This window comes from Streptomyces sp. NPDC003023, assembly GCF_042888225.1.
Lineage (GTDB): Bacteria > Actinomycetota > Actinomycetes > Streptomycetales > Streptomycetaceae > Streptomyces.
Genome location: NZ_JBIAPL010000002.1, coordinates 225178 through 246008, shown reverse-complemented (window position 1 = coordinate 246008; position 20831 = coordinate 225178). Strand labels below are relative to the sequence as shown.

The 20831-nt window shown below is 69.5% G+C and carries 21 protein-coding genes, 1 other RNA gene and 2 pseudogenes; 18 read left to right on the top strand and 6 right to left on the bottom strand.

Annotation, left to right across the window (positions count from 1 at the left end):
* Positions 1 to 120 precede the first annotated feature (120 nt).
* The 14 genes and pseudogenes from ACFYV1_RS09340 (at position 121) to ACFYV1_RS09275 (ending at position 11035) form a co-directional block, all read left to right on the top strand.
* Complete coding sequence (locus ACFYV1_RS09340) at positions 121 to 924, top strand: SDR family oxidoreductase (protein WP_389394825.1); 804 nt, start codon at positions 121 to 123, stop codon at positions 922 to 924.
* Positions 925 to 938: 14 nt separating this feature from the next.
* A complete protein-coding gene (locus ACFYV1_RS09335) occupies positions 939 to 1175 on the top strand; it encodes a MazG-like family protein (protein WP_389394824.1) in 237 nt (78 codons plus the stop codon).
* Between the two features lie 76 nt (positions 1176 to 1251).
* Positions 1252 to 2433 (top strand): tyrosine-type recombinase/integrase, encoded by a 1182-nt coding sequence (locus ACFYV1_RS09330; RefSeq protein WP_389394823.1) that lies wholly within the window; start codon positions 1252 to 1254, stop codon positions 2431 to 2433.
* A gap of 653 nt (positions 2434 to 3086) precedes the next feature.
* Positions 3087 to 4973 (top strand): tyrosine-type recombinase/integrase, encoded by a 1887-nt coding sequence (locus ACFYV1_RS09325; protein WP_389394822.1) that lies wholly within the window; start codon positions 3087 to 3089, stop codon positions 4971 to 4973.
* A 26-nt stretch (positions 4974 to 4999) separates the two neighbouring features.
* Positions 5000 to 5539, top strand: coding sequence for a DUF6262 family protein (locus ACFYV1_RS09320; RefSeq protein WP_389394821.1), 540 nt, complete (start codon positions 5000 to 5002; stop codon positions 5537 to 5539).
* A gap of 131 nt (positions 5540 to 5670) precedes the next feature.
* Positions 5671 to 6210 carry a hypothetical protein gene (locus tag ACFYV1_RS09315; protein ID WP_389394820.1) on the top strand — a complete coding sequence of 180 codons (540 nt, stop codon included), beginning with the start codon at positions 5671 to 5673 and terminating at the stop codon, positions 6208 to 6210.
* Between the two features lie 6 nt (positions 6211 to 6216).
* Positions 6217 to 6693: a hypothetical protein gene (locus tag ACFYV1_RS09310; protein ID WP_389394819.1), complete on the top strand. Its 477-nt coding sequence runs from the start codon at positions 6217 to 6219 to the stop codon at positions 6691 to 6693.
* Positions 6694 to 6754: 61 nt separating this feature from the next.
* Positions 6755 to 7363, top strand: coding sequence for an NUDIX hydrolase (locus tag ACFYV1_RS09305; protein WP_389395267.1), 609 nt, complete (start codon positions 6755 to 6757; stop codon positions 7361 to 7363).
* A 90-nt stretch (positions 7364 to 7453) separates the two neighbouring features.
* Positions 7454 to 7642 (top strand): annotated as a pseudogene (locus ACFYV1_RS09300) (hypothetical protein); the annotation flags it as partial.
* Positions 7643 to 7789: 147 nt separating this feature from the next.
* Positions 7790 to 8263 carry a DUF6083 domain-containing protein gene (locus tag ACFYV1_RS09295; protein ID WP_389394818.1) on the top strand — a complete coding sequence of 158 codons (474 nt, stop codon included), beginning with the start codon at positions 7790 to 7792 and terminating at the stop codon, positions 8261 to 8263.
* Positions 8264 to 8460: 197 nt separating this feature from the next.
* Positions 8461 to 8985 carry an alkaline phosphatase PhoX gene (locus ACFYV1_RS09290; RefSeq protein ID WP_389394817.1) on the top strand — a complete coding sequence of 175 codons (525 nt, stop codon included), beginning with the start codon at positions 8461 to 8463 and terminating at the stop codon, positions 8983 to 8985.
* Positions 8986 to 9015: 30 nt separating this feature from the next.
* Positions 9016 to 9825: pseudogene (locus ACFYV1_RS09285) on the top strand (alkaline phosphatase PhoX); the annotation flags it as partial.
* A 404-nt stretch (positions 9826 to 10229) separates the two neighbouring features.
* Positions 10230 to 10580 (top strand): type II toxin-antitoxin system Phd/YefM family antitoxin, encoded by a 351-nt coding sequence (locus ACFYV1_RS09280; protein ID WP_307625421.1) that lies wholly within the window; start codon positions 10230 to 10232, stop codon positions 10578 to 10580.
* On the top strand, positions 10577 to 11035 hold the full coding sequence (locus tag ACFYV1_RS09275; protein WP_389394816.1) for a Fic/DOC family protein: 459 nt from the start codon (positions 10577 to 10579) through the stop codon (positions 11033 to 11035). Before ACFYV1_RS09280 ends, ACFYV1_RS09275 begins: the two co-directional genes overlap by 4 nt.
* A 547-nt stretch (positions 11036 to 11582) precedes the next feature.
* Here ACFYV1_RS09275 and rnpB read toward each other — a convergent pair.
* Positions 11583 to 12000: RNase P RNA component class A (rnpB, locus tag ACFYV1_RS09270), an RNA gene on the bottom strand.
* A 30-nt stretch (positions 12001 to 12030) separates the two neighbouring features.
* Entirely contained in the window at positions 12031 to 12612 is a 582-nt protein-coding gene (locus ACFYV1_RS09265) for a Uma2 family endonuclease (RefSeq protein ID WP_389395266.1), read from the bottom strand.
* A 134-nt stretch (positions 12613 to 12746) separates the two neighbouring features.
* Between ACFYV1_RS09265 and ACFYV1_RS09260 the strand changes: the two genes are divergently transcribed.
* Both ACFYV1_RS09260 and ACFYV1_RS09255 read left to right on the top strand, forming a co-directional pair.
* Positions 12747 to 13529 (top strand): MerR family transcriptional regulator, encoded by a 783-nt coding sequence (locus tag ACFYV1_RS09260; protein ID WP_389394815.1) that lies wholly within the window; start codon positions 12747 to 12749, stop codon positions 13527 to 13529.
* Positions 13526 to 14353, top strand: a complete 828-nt coding sequence (locus tag ACFYV1_RS09255; protein WP_389394814.1) for a hypothetical protein — start codon at positions 13526 to 13528, stop codon at positions 14351 to 14353. Before ACFYV1_RS09260 ends, ACFYV1_RS09255 begins: the two co-directional genes overlap by 4 nt.
* Here ACFYV1_RS09255 and ACFYV1_RS09250 read toward each other — a convergent pair.
* Positions 14340 to 15776 (bottom strand): RNB domain-containing ribonuclease, encoded by a 1437-nt coding sequence (locus ACFYV1_RS09250; RefSeq protein ID WP_389394813.1) that lies wholly within the window; start codon positions 15774 to 15776, stop codon positions 14340 to 14342. The genes ACFYV1_RS09255 and ACFYV1_RS09250 overlap by 14 nt on opposite strands.
* A gap of 109 nt (positions 15777 to 15885) precedes the next feature.
* Here ACFYV1_RS09250 and yaaA point away from each other — a divergent pair, with 109 nt between their 5' ends.
* The gene (gene yaaA / locus ACFYV1_RS09245) at positions 15886 to 16686 is read left to right on the top strand and encodes a peroxide stress protein YaaA (protein ID WP_389394812.1); all 801 of its coding nucleotides are present in this window, start codon (positions 15886 to 15888) and stop codon (positions 16684 to 16686) included.
* Positions 16687 to 16745: 59 nt separating this feature from the next.
* A complete protein-coding gene (locus ACFYV1_RS09240; protein ID WP_389394811.1) occupies positions 16746 to 17360 on the top strand; it encodes a bifunctional 4-hydroxy-2-oxoglutarate aldolase/2-dehydro-3-deoxy-phosphogluconate aldolase in 615 nt (204 codons plus the stop codon).
* 568 nt (positions 17361 to 17928) lie between these two features.
* On the opposite strand, the gene ACFYV1_RS09235 is transcribed toward ACFYV1_RS09240, so the two are convergent.
* From ACFYV1_RS09235 to ACFYV1_RS09225, 3 genes are read right to left on the bottom strand one after another with little or no spacing between them, the layout of a single operon-like run.
* Positions 17929 to 19215, bottom strand: a complete 1287-nt coding sequence (locus tag ACFYV1_RS09235) for a bifunctional RNase H/acid phosphatase (protein WP_389394810.1) — start codon at positions 19213 to 19215, stop codon at positions 17929 to 17931.
* The gene (locus ACFYV1_RS09230) at positions 19215 to 19958 is read right to left on the bottom strand and encodes a zinc ribbon domain-containing protein (protein ID WP_389395265.1); all 744 of its coding nucleotides are present in this window, start codon (positions 19956 to 19958) and stop codon (positions 19215 to 19217) included. The genes ACFYV1_RS09235 and ACFYV1_RS09230 overlap by 1 nt, the downstream gene beginning before the upstream one ends.
* Positions 19955 to 20794, bottom strand: coding sequence for a Nif3-like dinuclear metal center hexameric protein (locus ACFYV1_RS09225; RefSeq protein WP_389394809.1), 840 nt, complete (start codon positions 20792 to 20794; stop codon positions 19955 to 19957). The genes ACFYV1_RS09230 and ACFYV1_RS09225 overlap by 4 nt, the downstream gene beginning before the upstream one ends.
* Positions 20795 to 20831: the final 37 nt, after the last annotated feature.

Sequence of the window (20831 nt, the reverse complement as noted above, 5' to 3'; positions counted from 1 at the left end):
TGACGGCTGTTGTCAGTCGCATTGGAGTCGCGGCCGACGAATCCGCGTTGTCGGGGACACAACATCCGAATGTCGGTCGGATGAGATCCGCGCACGGCACGTCCGCGTACGCTGCGGGCCATGAAGGCAGCAGTGAGGATCGCGGTGGTGACGGGCGCCGGCTCAGGCATCGGCCGGAGCGTCGCACTCGAATTGGCACAGACAGTGCAGGACGCGGCCGTCAGTTCGAGCGTCACCCCGACGTGGGCCGTGGCACTCGCCGGTCGGCGTAACGAGACGCTGGAGCAGACCGCGGCGCTGATCCGCGCCGTTCGGCCGGACGCGGACGTGGTGTGCGTCCCGACGGACGTGTCGGACCCCGAGGCGGTCGCCGCGCTCTTCTCCACGGTGCGCGAGCGGTACGGCCGGCTGGACCTGCTGTTCAACAACGCGGGCACCTTCGGGCCCGGCGGTGTCCGATTCGAGGACCTGGAGTACTCCGCCTGGCGCAAGGTGGTCGACACCAACCTGAACGGCGCCTTCCTGTGCGCGCAGGCCGCCTTCCGTCAGATGAGGGAGCAGGAGCCGCAGGGCGGCCGGATCATCAACAACGGCTCGATCTCGGCGCACGTACCGCGCCCGAACTCCGCGCCCTACACGGCCACCAAGCACGCGCTCACGGGACTGACCAAGTCCCTGTCCCTGGACGGGCGCCCCTATTCGATCGCCTGCGGCCAGATCGACATCGGCAACGCGGCCACCGACATGACGAACGCCATGCAGTCGGGCGTCCTCCAGGCCAACGGCGAACTGGCCCCGGAGCCGGTGATGGACGTGAGCGACGTGGCCAGGACCGTACGGCACATGGCAGAGCTGCCGCTGGAGGCGAACGTGCAGTTCGCGACGGTGCTCGCCACGAACATGCCGTTCATCGGGCGCGGCTGACGGGGGCACGGCACATGGAGCACACGGGCGGTGCGGACGGTGCGGGTGGCGCGGACTGTGCGGACCGCACCTGGGAGACCGTCGGCCGTCTGCACTCGTGGCTGCACGAGAACAGCAGGTACCCGCCGGAGCAGGAGGTGCTGCTGCGGGTGCTGAAGCTCTCGGAGGAGGTCGGCGAGGTCGCCCAGGCGGTCATCGGCGCCAAGGGCCAGAACCCGCGCAAGGGAACGTCGCACAGCTGTTATCTCTAGTAAGTCCTGAAGTTCAGTTACCTAAGTGACGTTTGCGCGTTCTCTACGTGACAGACAACTATCTTGGGGGACTTCAGTGACGTCAGCCAGACCCTCTTCCAAGCCCCGCGCCTACCGGGCTGAGAAGGCCATCAGGCCCTCCGATGAGGCAACGACGTGGATCGTCATCAGCAAGGACTACGAGATCCACCCTGAGGCGACTTCGTACCTGACCGCGCTGGCCTCCCGGGAGGACGCATCCGTCAATACCCTGCGCAGCTACGCGGGCCGGGTGGCGCTGTACCTGTCCTACTGTGCGGAGTTCGGTATCTGTTGGGCGGCACCCACCGTCGTTCAGCTTGCTCAGTTCCTGCACTGGCTGGTTGACGAACCCCTGCCGGCCAGGAGTCAGAGGGTGCTCGCCGAGCCCCGGCACCGCAGCAAGAAAACCGCGAACGCGATCATGACCACCACAGGCCAGTTCCTCAGGCACTGCTCCCTGCACGGGTGGGTCGCCGCAGACTTGATCGCTCTGCTGACCGAGCCGAGGCTCCTCCACCACATGCCGACCGGTTACAACACCGGCGAGGACGATCAGTACCGCACTGTGCGTGCACGGAAGCTAAAGTTCAAAGTCGCCATCTCCGGCTACGAGTACCTGACCGACGAGCAGATCCTCCGCATCATCGACCTCACATGCCACTCTCGCGACAGGTTCCTGGTGACGCTCCTGGCAGAAACAGGTGTGCGCATCGGGGAAGCCCTGGGTCTGCGACGGGAGGACATGCATCTGCTGTCGAACTCGGCGACACTCGGGTGCCGCACGGTCGGTCCTCACATCCATGTGCGCCGTCGCCAGAACTCCAACGGAGCCCTGGCCAAGTCGCGGCACCCACGGTCGGTCCCGGTCAGCGACAGCCTGGTCGGTCTCTACGCCGACTACCAGTGGGAACGAGAGGCCGTGCCCGAAGCCGCGTCCTGCGACATGACGTTCGTCAACCTGTTCCGTGAGCCGTTGGGTTCGCCGATGAAGTACCAAGCCACGTACGACCTGTTCGCGCGGCTTGCCAAACGGGCGGGCTTCGCCACACGGCCGCACATGTTCCGGCACTCGGCCGCGACGCGGTGGATTCGCCAGGGCAAGCAGCGTCATGTGGTTCAGGACCTGCTCGGGCATGTCAGCGAGCAGTCGATGGAGATCTACCTGCACGCCAGCGACCAGGAAAAACGGGACGCTGTGACGGCGGTCTCGGAGATGCGAAGGGCCGCACAGCGGTGAATGACAGGGTCAATTTGGCGAGGAACGTAGGCATCGCGGCTCTGCCAACTGGTGATCACCTGCTCCGGTCCTGGAACACCTGGCTTCAGGACGCCATCGACATGTGCTGGAGGCCCGGTGAATGGAGTCCTCACGATCTGCTGTTCGTCGGAGACCCGGACAACCCCCTCACGGGATCTCGACGCTGCCGTCATCCTCTCTGCGACTCCCCGACCGAGGGGCCGACGTACTGCGGAAGCTGCAACATCGACTACCGCGCTTCCAAACTGACGGAAACAGAGTTCGACCAGACCTTCGTCCCGCGACGCAACCGGAGGTTCCACGCCAGGCCTGAGCGATGCGTTGTCCCCGCTTGCGGACGTGACGGGATCAAAGGGCAGCTCTGCCACAGCCACTACTCGGTCTGGCGCAGCCATGTACGCAGGACTTACGGCCACGATGCCAGGATCAGCCGTTACGCGGCTGAGCGTGAGGCATGGGCAACCGCACAAGAGCCGTTCCCCGGGCTGCCTCTGTGCGCGGTCCGAGGGTGCCGAAGCGAGGAGAGCCTTCCGACGCACCTCTGCTATGCGCACCGCAACTTGTGGGCGGCGCGCGCCCGTGAGAGCGGCCGGGACAGCAGCGAGGACCTGGCCAGGTGGACCGAGACCCGGGTGCCGTTCCTCCTCCAGAACGAGTTCAGCCTCGTTCCTCTTGAGGAGACGACGCGCCTTGAGCTGCTTTACGCCCTCCAGAAGAGGGACGCACGGGGCCAGGTTCTCCGCCCGACCCAGGTCAGGAAGATCGTCAAGCTGTTCGCCGGCATCCCCTCTGTGGCTCTCGCGGTTGGCGCCACGCCTGGCCCCTCCGACACCACATGCACGGCGACTCAGTCTCTGATCAAGGAGGTCAAGCGGGACATCACCAGGGGCCTCGACGCGTACCGCGGTATCGACGAGACCGCCAAACCGGTGTGGGACCTGCGGGCGCTCGATACCCCTCTACCGGCCCGCACGCGGACCGGGTTCCGCGTGCGTGAGGGCGAGATCGACTTCACACCCATCCTCCAGCCATGGCTAAGGGAAGTAGCGATGCACTGGGCTCGCACGACGAGTCCGGGATCCTCGGCTCTTCGTGACCGGCTCCTGGCCTGCACGATCGCCTCTCGGGCCCTCGCTACCCGACGTGCTGGCTCCGACCCAGCCGGACTGGGCTTCGCGGACATGACGGCGGTCGTCAACGAGTTCAGGGTGTCCGTTCGCAGAGACGGGAAGCCCCGCAGCAACGACTCCCGGGCCCGGCTACTGAAGCTCTTCACGGAGCTCCTGGAATTCGGCCGAATCGAAGGAGTCCTTGATGATCTCTCTCCCCGGTTCGTTCTCCATACGAACGAGCACCGCATCAAGCGGGACAAAGTTGATGAGGACAACATCGGCAAGGCCCTTCCCGAGTCGGTCGTTGCTCAGCTCGACAAGCACGTCGACCTCATCGGTGTGGGGATGACCTACGGCAGCATGCCGACGGACTGCATCCGGGCCATGTTCCGCACGGTCTACGTGCTGCTGAGAGACACCGGACGCCGTCCCAACGAGATCGGCGCTCTTGGCCTGGGCTGCCTGGAGTGCGACGACGGTGAGTACCAGCTGATCTGGGACAACACCAAGGCACGTAGGCTCCGGCGACGCCTTCCCTTGGACAGGGACACGGTCAGCGCGGTCAAAGAGTGGACATCGGTCCGGGAGGGACTCGACCTGCCTTCTCGGACCCTCCCCTTCCTGTTCCCTGCGATCACCGACAACGCCGCCACCGGCCACCTGACTACCGGGAACATCGGTGCTGCCATCCGGACATGGGCCGACTCGATCCCGGAGATCCACTCCGAAGAACTCGACCCGGACGGTGCACCATTGCCTTTCGAACGGTCGCTGATTTACCCGTACGCCTTCCGCCACACCTTCTGCCAGCGATACGCCGACGCCGGTATGCCACAGCACGTCCTCCAGGACCTGATGGATCACAAGTCCGCCGATACCACTGCGGCTTACTACAAGGTGAGCATCAAAATGAAGCGGGAGGCCATCAACACCATCAAGAGTCTGACCACCGACCGCTTCGGCACTCCTGCTCCGATGAGATCGAGCACGGCGTACGAGATGCGGTCGGTAGCGGTGGCATTCGGAAACTGCATTGAACCCACCAACGTGAAGGCCGGCGGGAAGGCGTGCCCCATCCGGTTCCAATGCGCTGGCTGCGGCTCGTACCGACCCGATCCCTCCTACCTGCCTGCCGTTGAGGAGCACATCCGTGCGTTGAAGGCGGACCGTGAGGTCGCTGCCGCCGCCGGAGCAGCCGAGTTCGTCATCCGGAACCTGGACGACCAGATTGCTGCGTTCCAGGCCGTCCGTGAGAGCCAGAAGGAGAAACTGGCTTCGATGCCCGATGAGATGCGACACGAGGTCGAGGAGGCCAGCAAGGTTCTGCGAAAGCTCCGTGCTGGGGCCTCAACGGGGGCTGTCAGCCTGGGCATGCCTGCGTTCGGTCCTCCGGAGGTAGTCGCATGACGGCGGAGCCGCGTACACGAGCTCAAGTGCTGCTTGAATCCCGGCAGAAGGCCAGCCGGGAGAAGCGCGCAAGGGTGCTCGCTGTAGTGGATGAGATGAAGGCCGACGGCCACCCGATCACGTTCCTCGCAGTCGCCAAGCGGGCTGGCGTCTCAAACTGGCTTGTCTACGCCGAAGGGGTTCGCGAGCACATCGAAGCCGCTCGCGCGGGCCAGGCGGGCGGCATAACTCGACAGCGCAAGGAAGGAGCGGTGGCCAGCGCCGCGAGCCTGGCGACCGACCTTGAATTTGCGCGTGCCCAGGTCCGGACGCTCACCGAAGAACGTGACCGGCTCAGGGCCGCAGTGCAGCGCAGCCTCGGCGAGCGGGTCGACGCCGTCTCGGCTAAGGACTTACTCGCCCGTGTTCAGGAGCTGTCCATCGCCAACCAACGGCTCGCCGCAGAGTTGGCCCGAGCCGAAGCAGACCGCGACAGCCTGAAGGATGATCTGGCCGAGGCACAGGACGACCTGGCCGCCGCCCGGACGGCCCTGCGGAACATGATGCGCGACCAGAACGCGACTTAACGTAATCGCCCCTCAGATTGCTCGCAGGCGGCCCTGGCCGTAGCAGCAGCCATGCGAAGCTGGGGCGTCCTAGTCGATGCTGATCACGCACATGCAACGATGTCGCCCTACCCCGCACGAAGGACACGCCAATGAGCCGTCCCGCGATACCCGACCTGGCATGGTGGCGCGGGGACCACGAGCGATGGGAACTTCTGGAGTTCGACGGGCAGCACACTGAGGATGGGCTGCCCATGGACGCCCGCTGGGAGGACAGGCAGCAGGTCCTCGAAGCCCTGGTCCGGGACCCTTGCCAGGAAGACGGGAACTTCGCCCGGTTCCTGCTCCTTCAGGAGACACGCTGGCATGGGCATTCCTGGGGATTCAGCCACAGCATCGAACTCGCCGCCCTGCGGGTCGCCGAAGAGCGCCGCGTCGAGGACGTCTGGCTCCTGTGGGAAGCCGTCTGCCGGAGCTTCGACACCTGGTGCGGCCTTCCCCACCACCTGCTGCTCACTGCCGGAGTGTCCATCACCACGGAGTACGTCAAAGGCTCTGACCATCCCCAGCGGGACAACCTCTTAGAGCACCTCGGGAAAATCTCCCAGGTCACAGACAAGGAGGTCGCCCAGACACTGAGCCAGCGGCGCCGCTACTACGGCGAGATCCTCGACGAACTGAGTGGGGAGTGAGACGGCGTGGAGATCACTGTGCAGTGGGTACGGACCTCGTGGACCAAGGTGTCGCGGGGAGGTGTGAGTGCCGCACGCAGGAATGCCGCCCCGATCGGGTTCCCTCTTCCACATGCGTCGAGTTCGCTGGCGCACGTGGTGCGCATGCGTGAGGAGAACGGCTTTCAGCCTCATGACACTCTTGAGGACCTCGGCAAGGTCGATGTCCAACTCCGTGAAGTCGAAGGACGCCTGCGGGTTTTCCCGCGAGTGCAGCCTTTGTTTGCCCTGCCGCCGCCGCGGCGACGACGCCTGCCGGCCGTGCGACTTGTTCCCGGGCAGTGGGTCCGTTGGCAGCTGAACTACCGCTTCAGCAGCGCACTGGGGATCCGGGACTGGTCCTACTGGTTGGACACCTTCAACATCGCCTACGGACCGGTGACCACTGACCTGTTCTGTGGAACGCCTGACTTCTTCATCGACGAGCAGGGCCCCGTCCGCTAGCGCTGGCTGACTTGACCAGCGAGAGGTTGCGGCTCCTTGCCATCATGTGCCCGTGGTCACCATGGATTCGTCAAACGCCCCCGACCAACTACTCCGTGCCCAGCTGATGCAGGTGCTCAGCGGCATCGAGCCCTGGGACGATCAGGAGCAGACACACCTCGCTGCAGCAGCAGAGTGGATCACCAGCGGAGCACCTCTCTACAGGACGCTTAAGCCTGCCATCCCCGCGAAGCACCTGGTCAGCTACTTCGTCGTGCTCGATGAGACGCGCGAGGAGCTCCTACTCGTTGCCCACCGCAAGGCCGGCTTGTGGCTTCCCAGCGGCGGTCACGTCGAGCCGGCAGAGGATCCATGGCACACGGTCCGTCGTGAATGCCTCGAAGAGTTGCGCATCGAAGCCGTACCCGCCTCGATCACCGGGGACCGCCCGACCTTCCTCACCGTCACACGGACTCGCGGACAGGGGCAGCACACTGACGTGTCCTTGTGGTACGTCCTGCGGGGAGAGGCAGGCCAGGTCACTTCCTTCGACGAAACCGAGTTCGACGCGATCAAGTGGCTCACCTTGGACCGGGTCCTCGCCACACCAGAGGACACCCTCGACCCCCACATGCACCGATTCACTCGCAAGCTGATGAGCTTGCTTGCCCTACATAGGAGCACGCGGTGATGGCATCCGGTCACCAGGAGAAGACGTGCCTCACGTAACTGACATCTGTAGAGCGCTCTGACCAGCATGTATTTGAGTACAACCCCAGATAACAGCTGGCAGGACGTGGAGTCCGAACTGTGCGACGTGATCATCACGGCCATGGTGGCGCTGCGCACGCTCAACCCGGAAGCGGCGGCCGTCTTCGCCTCGCACCTGGACCGGGTGGCGGGCCGCTCCCTGGGCGGCGCGGCGGGGACGGACACGACGGAGACGGGCAAGGCGGCCGGTCCCGCCTGACGAGGCGGTCCCGACGAACCGCCGGTCCCGCCGGGCCCCACCCGGCCCCACCCGCTGCCGACGGGGCCGTACACCACGTTTCAACTCCGTCACTCTCGGTAGAATCCCTACGGAGAGGGACCACAACGGACCAGTGGGGGGCCGGAGTTGGGCTTTCGATGCACCGCGTGCGACGGCCCGGACGCCCGGTGGGACGCCGGTCGGCGCTCCGCCCTGTGCACCTCGTGCGAGCATGCCGGCCCGCCCACCCGCGAACCGGTCCGGCTCGGCGACATCCTGACGGTCACCGGCGGAGCCCTGAGGTTCACCGCCCCCGACCACACCCGCCACCGCCCCACCACCTGCCGGTACTGCGACGCCACCGCCGAGTGGCACCGGACGACCGGTGGCCGCTGGATACTCATGGAGCCGGGCACCTTCCCCGTGAGGTCCGTCCCCGCCGGCCGCCGCTGGCACATCGCGGGCGACGGCACCGCCGTCGCCCTGCGTGCCGCCGCACCCTCCGACACCTGTCGCGTCAGCCACTTCGACGTCTGCCCGGCACTTTCCGCGTCCCCGGCTCCCCGGCGCTGCTCACCCAGTGGTGGCACGGCGCGCGGCAACGTGTCCGAACGACACTGACCTGCCGCCCCCATCCGCCTCCGACGCCCACCCACGCCCTTCGATGCCTTCCGATGCCTCCGATGCCTCCGATGCCTTCCGGCCGATGGCCGGAAAGAGGTTCTTCCAACGGTCACCTTCCATTGGGAATCGGACGACGTTCCGCTCCTAGGCTGCCCCGTGCCGCTCCCCAGCCCGGTGCACCGAGAGGAACGTTCATGACAGGCATGTCCGCGGGAAATTCGACCGGCTCCGGCTCCGGCTTCGAGCGACGCACCCTCCTGCGCGGAGCCGCCGTGGCCGCGGCCGCGTCCATCCCGTTCCAGGCCCTCGCCGCGCGGACCGCGGCGGCCGCGCCCGTCAAGACCACGTTCGATGCCGGTTACGGCCCGCTGAGCCCGGTCAAGGACCAGACGACCGGCCTGGAACTCCTGCATCTGCCGCGCGGGTTCGAGTACATCTCGTACGGCTGGACCAACGACCTCATGGACGACGGGGTGCGCACCCCGTCGATGCACGACGGCATGGCCGCCTTCCGGTACGGCGACCGGGTCAACATCGTCCGCAACCACGAGCGCGGCGCCGCACCCGCCTTCACCGCCCCGGCGTACAACCCCGAGGCCGGCGGCGGCACCACCACCATGGTGTTCGACCCGGACGGCGGCCAGTGGCTGGAGTCCTACGGCAGCCTCGGCGGCACCCTGCGCAACTGCGCCGGCGGCCCCACGCCGTGGAACACCTAGCTCACCTGTGAGGAGACCTTCTCCACGACCGCAGGCAAGCGCCACGGCTACATCTTCGAGGTGGCCTCGGAGGGCAAGGGCAACCCTGAGCCCTACAAGGCCATGGGCCGGTTCAACCACGAGGCGGTGGCCGTCGACCCGGCCACCGGCTACGTCTACGAGACGGAGGACCGGGGCGACGCCTCCCTGTACCGCTTCGTTCCGTCCGTGCCCGGCGACCTGGCCAAGGGCGGTCGGCTAGAGGCCATGCGCATCGGCGAGATGCGGTACGACACCCGCCTCGACGGGGAGAAGGAGTACGGCACCGTCTCCTGGGTCCCCGTGGACGACGTCGACCCGGTGGCGGACACGGTCCGCTACCAGGCCCAGGCGAACGGCGCGGCGGTGTTCAGCCGCCTCGAGGGAGCCTGGTACGGCAACGACCGCATCTACGTGATCACGACCGACGGCGGTCCCGCCCGCCAGGGACAGGTCTTCGAACTCGACCCGGCCACCGACCGGTTCCGGGTGCTCTTCGCCTCCCCGAACGCCGACGTGCTCAACGCACCGGACAACATGTGCGTCAGCCCCCGCGGCGGCCTGGTGCTCTGCGAGGACGGCGGCGGCACGGAGTACGTCCACGGGCTGACCGTGGACGGCGAGATCTTCCGCTTCGCGACCAACAACGTGGACCTGCGCGGCGGGACCGCGGGCAAGAACGTCCCGGCCGCCGACAACAGGGGTTCCGAGTGGGCCGGCTCGGTGTTCGAGCCGAAGAACGGCAACTGGCTGTTCGTGAACATCCAGACCCCGGGCATCACGTTCGCGATCACCGGACCCTGGACCCGGGGCGCGCTCTGATCGGTCCGTCCGCCCCCGGGCACCCAGGGGTGACGCGCTGAAACGGCCGCTGTCCTGTCCCGCACCGTCTCTCCGGCACGGACAGGACAGCGGCCGCACCGCCCAGGCGCGGTGGACCGAGGCCGCCGTGGAGGGCGTTTCCGCGGCTACCTTGATGGCTACGTAAGGATGGAGATCACCGAACTCAACCGGCGCGATGTGCCGGTAGTCCGGTTCAACCCCGCCGCCATCGGCGAGAACATCTCAGTCCCGGCTCATTTCGGCACCTGGCCGCCCCCTGTGGCGCTACCGGCCCGCTGTCCAGCTCCGCTTCCAGGACGGCGAACCCGCCCGGACGGGACACTCACCGGAATCCGTACTAGAATCTGTACAGAATCAAGCCTCTATATGGGTACGGTGACAGCATGGTGATCCCTGAGGTCGTGACCGTAAGCGACGCCCGCGCGGGACTGTCGCGGATCCTGGCTGACCTGTCAGAGTCCGGCGCGGATGCCGACCCGGTCCTGATCGGCGCCCACCGCAAGCCCCAGGGCGTCCTCCTGTCCGTCGAGGCCTTCGAAGCGCTGAGCGGCCGGGCGGCACGACGTGCGGCCGTCGCCTCGGCCACCGGCTCCATCGAGGCCGAAGGGCTCCATGCCTCCGAGGCCTCCGACCGCGATACCGAGGCGTATGTGAAGGGCGACGTCGACGCGGACACCCTGGTCGCCCGCGCGATCGCCCGCCACCGACAGACGTCGGAGCGGCGGGCAGGGTGAACGATCCGTACGCCATGCCCAACGGCGTGCTGCGCAACAAGCTCGGCATCACCGACCATCAGCTGCTCGCGGCAGCAGAGGCGGACATCACCCGGGCGCGCCTCGTCATGCTCGCCGAACGCCCCCTACCCGGCGCGTACGACCTCGGCCATTTCCAAGCGTTCCATGCCGCGATCTTCGGCGACATCTACCCGTGGGCAGGCGAGTTACGCACGGTGAACATCGCCAAGCGCACACCCTTCTGCCCGGCGAGAAACCTGGTGCCCTACGCCGGAGAGGTATTCGGCCGTCTCGCCTCATCCGGCCGGCTGCGGAGTCTCCCTCGGCAGGAATCCGTCATCCAACTGGCCACGTTGTACGGCGACATGAACGTCCTACACCCGTTCCGCGAGGGCAACGGCCGTGCCCAGCGGGCGTTCCTGGCCCAGCTGAGCGCGACGCGGGATACGCCCTGAACTGGTCGGGCATGGACCCTCAACGCAACGAGGACGCCTCGGTGAAGAGCTTCCTCGGTGACAACAATCTGTTGGAGCAGCTACTCGACGAGCTCATCACCACCACGCACGCGGCCCACCCGCATGACCTGACGACAAAGCCCTCTCCGGCTTCGCTGCAGACAGCTCGCTCAGCTGCCCCTTCGTCCACACCTGACGCATCGTGGGGTTCGGTTCCGGAGGCGGGTATGGACGTGACGCGGCCGTTCCGAGAGTCCAGTCGGTTCTGAGAACTCCCGCCAGTGGTCTCGCCCTTCCTGCCCGCCTCGGCGAGGGCTCGGCGGCGCCGTTGAAGCTCATCGCGCTCAACGTCCGGGATCGTCATCGACTCGGCAAGCACGGCGGCAAGCGCGTCCACTTGAGTGTTGTCGGCCATGGCTACCTTCATGGCGACCTACGGAGCCGTGCGACCCCGTTCAAACCGGTACGGGACGAGGTCTGGCTGCGTCTCAGATTCGACAGAAAAGCGCCCCTGATAGCAATTTCACCGGTCAGGGGCCTAAGGCGGCAGACGAGTCGGGCTGTACGCCGGGTTCTGTGCCCCGGGACCTCGCGGTCGTCGGGGCGACGGCCATCCATCTAGGACCGGCGTTGCCACCGGCCTCGTGCGGTCTACCCGCGGACTCGGGCGGGCAGCCCTCGGTCGTCCGCGCAGAACCACCTTGCGGTGGCTCCTCTTGACCTTGCTCCAGGTGGGGTTTACCTAGCCGCCTGAGTCACCTCAGGCGCTGGTGGTCTCTTACACCACCGTTTCACCCTTACCGAGGACCGCCCTCCGTGAAGAGCGCAGCCCCGGCGGTCTGCTTTCTGTGGCACTGTCCCGCGGGTCACCCCGGGTGGCCGTTAGCCACCACCCTGCCCTGTGGAGCCCGGACGTTCCTCGGGAGACCCCTCTCGGGACCTCACGCGGCCGTCCGCCCGGCTCGTCTGCCGTGAGGACCATGCTACCTGGCGTTTCAGAGGAAGTCGGCGGTCTCCAGATCGAAGCCGAAGGGGCCGGGAACGGGGAGCGCCTTGCCGAAGGGAACCGTGTGCTGCTCCCGGTAGTCGCCGCGCTCGGGGTCGGTGAAAAGCGTCAGGGCGGCGGTGTCCCTGTCCACCAGGAGACAGAGCGGGATCAGCCCGCGGGCGTAGCAGCGCCGCTTGGTCTCGCGGTCGGCCTTGGCGCGGGTGGAGGTCACCTCCAGGACCATGGCCACCCCGTCACAGGGCATCCAGGGGTCGGCGCCACGGTAGAGCCGCCGTTCCCTCGGGGCGAAGGTGCCGTCCGGAATGACATGGTCCTCAGGGCCGGCGAGATGCTCCCCCAGCGTCAGACCCTTGTTGCCGGAAAACTGCATGGGCGTTCGCGAGTGCCTGTACACCTGCTCCACGATCAGCCCGATGCAGTCCTCGTGATCCCCGTCCGGCGGCGGTGTCACCACGATCTCCCCCTCGATCAGTTCCGCCCGGGAGCCCTCCGGCGTGTCCAGCGCCAGGAAGCCCTCCAGCAGGACGTCCGCGTCCTGCGTGATCGGTTCGTGCGTCATGGCCGTCATGTCGTCAGCGTCGGACATCGAGGCACCCGCCGTCCGTGTGATCGGGGTTGTTCCCTCGATCGTGGCACAGAGCCCCCCGTCCATGGGCCGACGACGCTTGACCTTGTCGCGGCGTCAACGTTTCTACTGGTGGCATGCGAATCGGAGAGATCGCCGCGCTCGTGGGGGTGACCCCGCGGGCCGTGCGGCACTACCACCATCTGAGGCTGCTTCCCGAGCCCGTACGACGGGCCAACGGGTACCGCGAGTACTCCCTCCGCGATGCCGTGCTGCTGGCCCGGATCCGGCGGCTCACCGAGCTGGGTCTGGGACTCGACGAGGTGCGGGACGTGCTCGCGGACGAGGCGGGGCGCGATCTCGTCGAGGTGCTCGAGGAACTCGACCAGGACCTGGCCCGCCAGGAGGCGCTGGTCCACACCCGTCGGGCGAGGCTGGCCGACCTCCTCGTACAGGCGAGGAGCGGAGAACTGACCGCCGAGGGGCCGGTGTCGCCCCGGCTGGCGGAGCTGTTCGCGGACATGGCCCGCGCGTCCGCCGGGCTGCCCGGGCCGGAACCCGCGATGGCGGCCAGGGACCGGGAGATGCTGGCGCTGCTCGACACCGTGGCGCCCGGGCCTGAGCAGGAGAAACTGATGGGGGCGATGCGCCGGATGACCGAGGCACCGGGGGCGATGGAGAGGGCCTACGCGCTGTACGCGGAGCTCGACGCTCTCGCGGACGCGGACCCGGCCGATCCGCGCGTCGAGGAGGCGGCCCGGACCCTCGCCGCCCTGCTGCCCGAAGAGATCACGACGCACCTCGGGTCCGGCTCCGCGCCGGACGACGGTTTCATGGACGCCTTCCTCGCCGAGTTCTCCGCCGCCCAGGCCGCCGTCGTGACCCGCGCCCTGGAACTGCTGATGGAGCGTGACCGGTGAACCGGCTGCGGGCGCTGCGGGCGCTCGCGTACGGAGTGCTGCCCGCGGAACTGCTGCTCGTCGTCTGTCTGGTGGGCGGCGTGACGGTTCCGCTGCCGGTCCTCGCCGCCGCGGAGGCCGCCGTCGCGCTGCTGCTCGCCGCCGAGGTGTACGCGTACATCACACTGCGCCGGAGCGGCCGCGAGCGGCGGGAGGCGTTGGCGGACCTGGTGCCCGTGCCCGTACTGCGGCTGGTGGGGCATGAACTGCGGCTGATGCGCAGCCTGTTCCTCTGGGTGGGGCGCCGCCGCGACGGCGTCGGGCCCGGCGACAGGCCCTTCGGGCACGCCCGCGACCAGGCCGCGCTGATGTACGGCTTCACCTTCGTGTGCGTCGTGGAGACGGTGGCCGTGTCGTATCTCCTGAGGCACTGGCCGGCGGCGCACGCCGTGCTCCTCTTCGTCGACGTCTACACCGTGCTGTTCATGCTGGGTCTGCAGGCCGCTTCCGTGACCCGCCCCCATGTGCTGTCGGCGCACGGGCTCCGGCTGCGTCAGGCGGGCCATGTGGACCTGTGGATACCGCTGGACCGGATCGCCGACGTCCGGCACGAGCTGCTCTTCTCGCACGAGAAGCGGGACGGCGTCCTCGACCTGAAGGTCGCCACACAGACGTCCGTGACGCTGGAGCTGTCGGAGCCGGTGTTTCACGTCGGCCTGCTCGGACGCGAGCGGCCCGTCCGTACGGTCCGGGTCCACGCCGACGACGCGAGGGCGTTCGCCAGGGCGGTGCGGGAGGCGGTCGACGGGGAGCGCCCGGCGAAGGCACCGGTCACGCCGGCGTGAAGCGCACCTTCACCCGCCCCGGATCCGCCTCCGCCAGCCGCACCCGCAGCCGCTCGCCGAGCGGCAGTGTCTCGCCGCCGTCGACACGGGCGACCACCGCCGGGTCCTCGAGGTGGACGGTGCCGGCCGACGGGTCGTTCTCCTTCACGTCGACGACGACGGCGTCGAAGGTCTCGCCGATCCGGCCTTGCAGCACCACGGCCTCGACGATGTCGACGCATTCACGTTCGACGGTGTTGCCGCGCCGGGAGCCCTCGGCCATCTCCTTGGGGAGCGCGTCGAGCGCCGCGGTCACCCACTCCGGCGGGTCCTGTCCCGCCACGGCGGCGACGCACAGCTCGCCCGCGTAACGGTCGACGAGCCGGCGCAACGGGGCGGTGCAGTGCGTGTACTCGTCCGCGACCGCCGCGTGAACGGCCGGTACGGGCAGCACCCCGCCCGTGAACACCGTGTACCCGGCGCCGCGCAGCAGCGTCGTGCACTCCTGGAGGAAGGCTGCGTTGCGTGGCTCGTCCGGGTCGAGGGAACGGACGAGCTCCGCGTACGAGACGTGGTGCGGCCACTCGACGTGCAGGGCCTTCGCCGAGCGGCGCAGCCGCGCCACTGCGCCGTCCGGCGCGGTGGGCAGGGTCCGCAGGACGCCCGTGCCGTACTCAGCCATCAGATCGGCGGCCGCCATGCCGGTGAGCAGGGAGATCTGGGCGTTCCAGCCGTCGGCGGGGCGCGGTGCGCGGTACTCGAGGACGTACGCGCCGTCGCGTTGCGCGATCTCCTGCTCCGGCACGTTGAGGGAGATGCCACCGCGTGCGATCTCGAGGGCCTCGCGCAGTCTGCCGATGTCCTTCAGCAGCGCGAGCGGCTCCTCCGCGGTGCCGGTGTCGATCTGCCGCTGCGCGCCCTCGTAGTCGAGCCTGCTCCGGCTGCGGACGAGCGCCCGGCGCACGTCCGTCTCGACGGTACGGCCCTCGGCGTCCAGGTCGATCCGCCACAGCAGTGCGGGAGCGCTCTGGCCGGGGAGGAGGCTGGCGGCGCCTTCGGAGAGGGCGGGCGGATGGAGGGGGACCTTCTCGTCCGGGAAGTACAGGGTCTGCACCCGGCGGTGGGCCTCCGCGTCCAGCGCGCTGCCGGGCGTGACGAAGGCGGCGACGTCGGCGATCGCGTAGTGGACGCGGTAGCCGCCGTCGCGCCGGGCGAGGTGCATCGCCTGGTCGAGGTCGACGGAGCCTGGCGGGTCGATCGTGAAGAACGGGATGTCCGTGGCGTCCTCTTCGGGCAGCCGCGGAGCCTTGGCGGCGGCGTCGGCCTCGGCGAGCGCCGCCGCCGGGAAGTCCCCCGGGACGTCGAGCGTCGTACGCAGCTCACTGAGGGCGGCGCGCAGCGGGGCCTCGGCTGCGCCGGTCACGTTCATCTGGCGGCGGGGCATGGACCGAGCGTAGGGCGGGGCGGGGGTGGTGGCATTTCGGCGGGCCCGGACCTTTGTACCCTGGCGCGGGGCCGCACCCCCGCCCGTGTTCGTACGAAGGAGACCTGCCGTGCTCGTCCTGTTGCCGCCGTCGGAGGGCAAGGCCGCTTCCGGCCGCGGGGCTCCGCTGAAGCCGGAGTCGCTGTCGCTGCCGGGACTCGCCGAGGCACGGGCCGCGGTGCTGGAGGAGCTGGTCGAGCTCTGCGCCGCGGACGAGTCGAAGGCCCAGCAGGTCCTCGGGCTGAGCGAGGGTCTGCGCGGCGAGATCGCCAAGAACGTGGAGCTGCGGACCGCGGGCACCCGGCCGGCCGGCGAGATCTACACGGGCGTGCTGTACGACGCGCTGGACCTGGCGACGCTCGATCCCGCCGCGCGCAGGCGGGCGCGGCAGTCCCTGCTGGTGTTCTCCGGGCTGTGGGGGGCGGTCCGGGTCGGCGACCGTATCCCGTCGTACCGCTGCTCGATGGGCGTGAAGCTGCCCGGACTCGGCGCGCTGGGGGCGCACTGGCGCGGCCCGATGTCCGCCGTACTGCCGGACGCGGCGGGCGACGGGCTGGTCCTCGACCTGCGTTCGTCCGCCTACGCGGCCGCGTGGAAGCCGAAGGGGGAGGTGGCGGGCCGCACGGCGACGGTGCGCGTGCTGCACTCACAGCTGGTCGACGGAGTCGAGAAGCGGTCGGTGGTCAGCCACTTCAACAAGGCGACGAAGGGCCGGATCGTCCGGAGCCTGCTGGAGGCCGGGGCGGCGCCGAAGTCCCCCGCGGCGCTGGTGGAGGCGCTGCGGGACCTCGGGTACGCGGTGGAGGCGGAGGCGCCCGCGAAGGCGGGGAAGCCGTGGGCGCTGGACGTGGTGGTGTCCGAGATCCACTGATCGTTGCACCATGCGCAACGTTCGTTGCACGTGACGCTCACGGTGGGCAGGATGGCGGCATGACCTCCGTGCTCGGCCTCGCCCCTGTGATTCCTGTCGTCGTCATCGACGACGCCTCCGACGCCGTGCCCCTCGCGCGCGCCCTCGTCGCGGGCGGCCTGCCGGCGATCGAGGTGACACTGCGGACACCGGCCGCGCTCGACGCGATCCGCGCGATCGCGTCGGACGTGCCGGAGGCGGTCGTCGGGGCGGGCACGGTGATCTCGGCGGAGGGCGTCTCCTCGGCGGTCGCGGCCGGAGCGCGCTTCCTGGTCAGCCCCGGGTGGACCGACACGCTGCTGGACGCGATGCGGGGATCGGGAGTGCCGTTCCTGCCGGGGGTCTCGACGACGTCGGAGGTCGTGGCGCTGCTGGAACGGGGCGTGCACGAGATGAAGTTCTTCCCGGCGGAGGCGGCGGGTGGCACGCCCTACCTCAAATCCCTCGCCGGGCCCCTCCCCCAGGCCCGGTTCTGCCCGACGGGCGGGGTGTCGCTCGCGTCCGCGCCGTCGTATCTCGCGCTGCCGAACGTGGCGTGTGTGGGCGGCACGTGGATGCTGCCGGCGGACGCGGTACGGGCCGGGGACTGGGGGCGGGTCGAGTCGCTGGCGCGGGGGGCGGCGGCGCTGGGGTAGGGGTTGGCGGGTGGGCCTGCCGGGTGGCGCCGGGGGGAGCGCCTGCGGCGGGCCTGTTCCCCTCCCTGCCCCTTTCCCGCAACCGGGCTCCGCCCGGACCCGTTCACCGCGCTCCGCGCGGTGTTTCGGGGGCTCTGCCCCCGGACCCCCGCGCCTCAAACGCCGGCGAGGCTGAAGATGCCCCGCAGCGGCGAATCCAGCCCGGCCTGGAACACCCACGGCCGCCAGGCCGTAGGGAGAGTTCGAGGCCACCGCGCGCCAGGGCGGTACAACCGCCCGGCCCGCACTGCGGCACCGGGGCCCGCCGGGACGGCGCGCGGGGCCGGGAAGCTCGCCGGGACAGCGCGCGGGGCCGGGAAGCTCGCCGGGACAGCGCGCGGGGCCCGGGACCTCCCGGACAGCGCGCGGGGCCCGGGACCTCCCGGACAGCGCACAGGCCAGCGACCCATCGGGACAACACACGAGACCCGCGACCCGCCGGGGACGGCGCGCGGGGCTCGGGGCCTGTCCCGGTTGGGGAAGGGGCGGGTAGGGGGAAACGCCCCCGTGCGGCGGGCCCCGCACCGCCTCAGCGCAGGTGTGACGTGTCGTTCAGCAGGCGCAGCGACGCGTTGCCGTCCGCGTAGTAGGCCACCGCCGACAGCGACGCCGCGGAGAGTTCCATGCGGAACAGGGACTCCGGCGGGGCGCCCAGTGCCAGGCGGACCAGGGTCTTGACCGGGGTCACGTGTGTGACGAGCAGGACCGTGCGGCCCTGGTGCCGCTCGACGAGCTTGTCGCGGGTCGCCGCGACCCGGCGTGCCACCGTCGCGAAGCTCTCGCCGCCGCCCGTCGGCGTGGCCTTCGGAGAGGCGAGCCACGCGTCGAGGTCGTCCGGGTACCGCTCCCGTACCTCGGCGTACGTCAGGCCTTCCCACGCGCCGAAGTCGGTCTCCCGCAGGCCCTCCTCGACGGTCACGGCGAGGCCCAGCCTCGCGGCGACCGCGTCCGCCGTCTCGCGGCAGCGCCGCAGCGGGGAGCTGACGATCTCCTGGATCGTGCCGCGCTCCGCGAGCGCCGCGGCGACGGCGTCGGCCTGGCCGCGGCCGACGGCGGAGAGCACCGGGTCGCTGCCGCCGCTGCCGGAGAACCGCTTCTCGGGGGTCAGGACCGTCTCGCCGTGCCTGAGCAGCACGAAGGTGGCGGGCAGCCCCATGTCGGGCGGGCCCCAACCGACGGTCGGGGAGGCGGTCGTACCGGCGGCGCCCGTGCCCGGTTCCGCGGAAACCGGCAGCTCCAAGGGCTCGGCGGGCTCCGCGGAGCCGACCGCGGCGGCCGGCCGGCCGGCCCTGCCCAGTGCCGCCCGTGCCTTCGCCGCGCCCGCCGCCGCGTCGCCCACCACGCGTGCCGCTTCCGCGTCACGCGCGTCGAGCGCCGCCGTGGAACGCGAGGGCTCCCACTGCCTGCCCTTCTTGCCCGCGTCCATCGCCTCGTTGGCGAGCCGGTCCGCGTGCTTGTTGCGCTCGCGCGGGATCCACTCGTACGTGACCCGCGAGGGCGGGTAGACGCGTGCCGCCTCCGCGGCCAGCGGCTTCATGTCGGGGTGCTTGATCTTCCAGCGGCCCGACATCTGCTCGACGACCAGCTTGGAGTCCATGCGTACGCGGACGACCGCGTCCGGGTCGAGCGCGAACGCGGCCTTGAGGCCGGCGATCAGGCCCTTGTACTCGGCGACGTTGTTGGTCGCCACGCCGATGTACTCGGCGGCCTCCGCGAACGTCTCGCCGGAGACCGGGTCGAGGACGACCGCGCCGTAACCTGCGGGGCCGGGATTGCCCCGGGAGCCGCCGTCGGCCTCGACGACGAACTCCCGCATCAGAGACCCGACTCCGAGGTGCGGACGAGGATGCGGCGGCAGTTCTCGCAGCGCAGCACCGTGTCGGGCGCGGCGGCGCGGACCTCGTTGACCTCGGTGATGTTCAGCTCCAGCTGGCAGCCCTCGCAGCGACGCTGGTACAGCCGGGCCGCGCCCACGCCGCCCTGCTGGACACGGAGCTTCTCGTAGAGCTTCATCAGGTCGGCGGGGACGGAACCGGCGACGACCTCGCGCTCCTTGGTGACGGACGCGGACTCGGCGTCGAGCTCCTGCTGGGCGGCGTCCCTGCGGGCGGTGGCGGCGTCGACCTTGCCCTGCACGGACGCGGCACGCTCGGTCAGCTCCGCGACGCGCTCCTGCGTGGACTCACGGCGCTCCATGACCTCGAGGACGATGTCCTCCAGGTCGCCCTGGCGCTTGGCGAGGGAGACGATCTCGCGCTGCAGGTTCTCCAGGTCCTTGGGCGACGTGATGGCGCCGGAGTCGAGGCGCTGCTGGTCGCGGGTGGCGCGCTGGCGCACCTGGTCGACGTCCTGCTCGGCCTTGGTCTGCTCGCGGGCGGTGTCGCTCTCCTCCGTCTGCGCGGCGACGAGCAGGTCCCGCAGCTGAGTGAGGTCCTTGTCGAGCGACTCGATCTCGGCGTGCTCGGGCAGCGACTTGCGCTTGTGCGCGAGCTGCGCCAGGCGCCGGTCGAGGGACTGGACGTCGAGAAGTCGGATCTGGTCGGCGGGCGCGGCGTTCAGTTGGGGGCTCCAGAGGAATCGTGGTGGGAGGACCAGGGGTCGGTGACCGTCTTGGAGACGTGGACCCGCAGGTCCCAGCCGTTCCGGTCGGAAATCTCGTCGAGCTGCGCCGCGGCCTGTTCGCACCAGGGCCATTCGGTGGCCCAGTGCGCGGCGTCGACCAGGCCGAGCGGTGAGTGCTGGGTGGCCTCCGACGCCGGGTGGTGGCGGAGGTCGGCGGTGAGGAAGGCGTCCACGCCGGCGGCCCGTACCCGGTCGAAGAGGCTGTCGCCGGAGCCGCCGCTGACGGCGACGGTGCGGACCGTCGCCTCGGGGTCACCTGCGAGGCGGATGCCCTGCGCGGTGGCGGGGAGCCGCTTCGCGGCGCGGGCCGCGAACTCCCGCAGTGTCTCGGGACGGTCCAGTTCGCACACCCGGCCGAGGCCGCGCCGACCGTTCGGGTCGGTGGCGTCGGGGACCAGGGGCCGTACGACGCGCAGATCGAGCGCGCCGGCGAGGGCGTCGGAGACGCCCGGGTCGGCGGTGTCCGCGTTGGTGTGCGCGACATGCAGGGCGATGTCGTTCTTGATCAGGGTGTGCACGACCCGGCCCTTGAAGTGGCCGGCCGCGACCGTCGTCGTACCGCGCAGATACAGCGGGTGGTGTGTGACGAGCAGGTCGACGCCGAGCTTCACGGCCTCTTCGACGACGTCGTGGACGGGGTCGACGGCGAACAGCACACGGGTGACCTCGGCGTCGGGGTCTCCGCAGACCGTGCCGACGGCGTCCCACTGTTCGGCCCGCTCAGGGGGCCAGAGGGCGTCGAGCGCGGCGATGACTTCAGACAGACGGGGCACGCAGCAAAGGCTACCTGCCCCGCCCGTCCATGAGGTC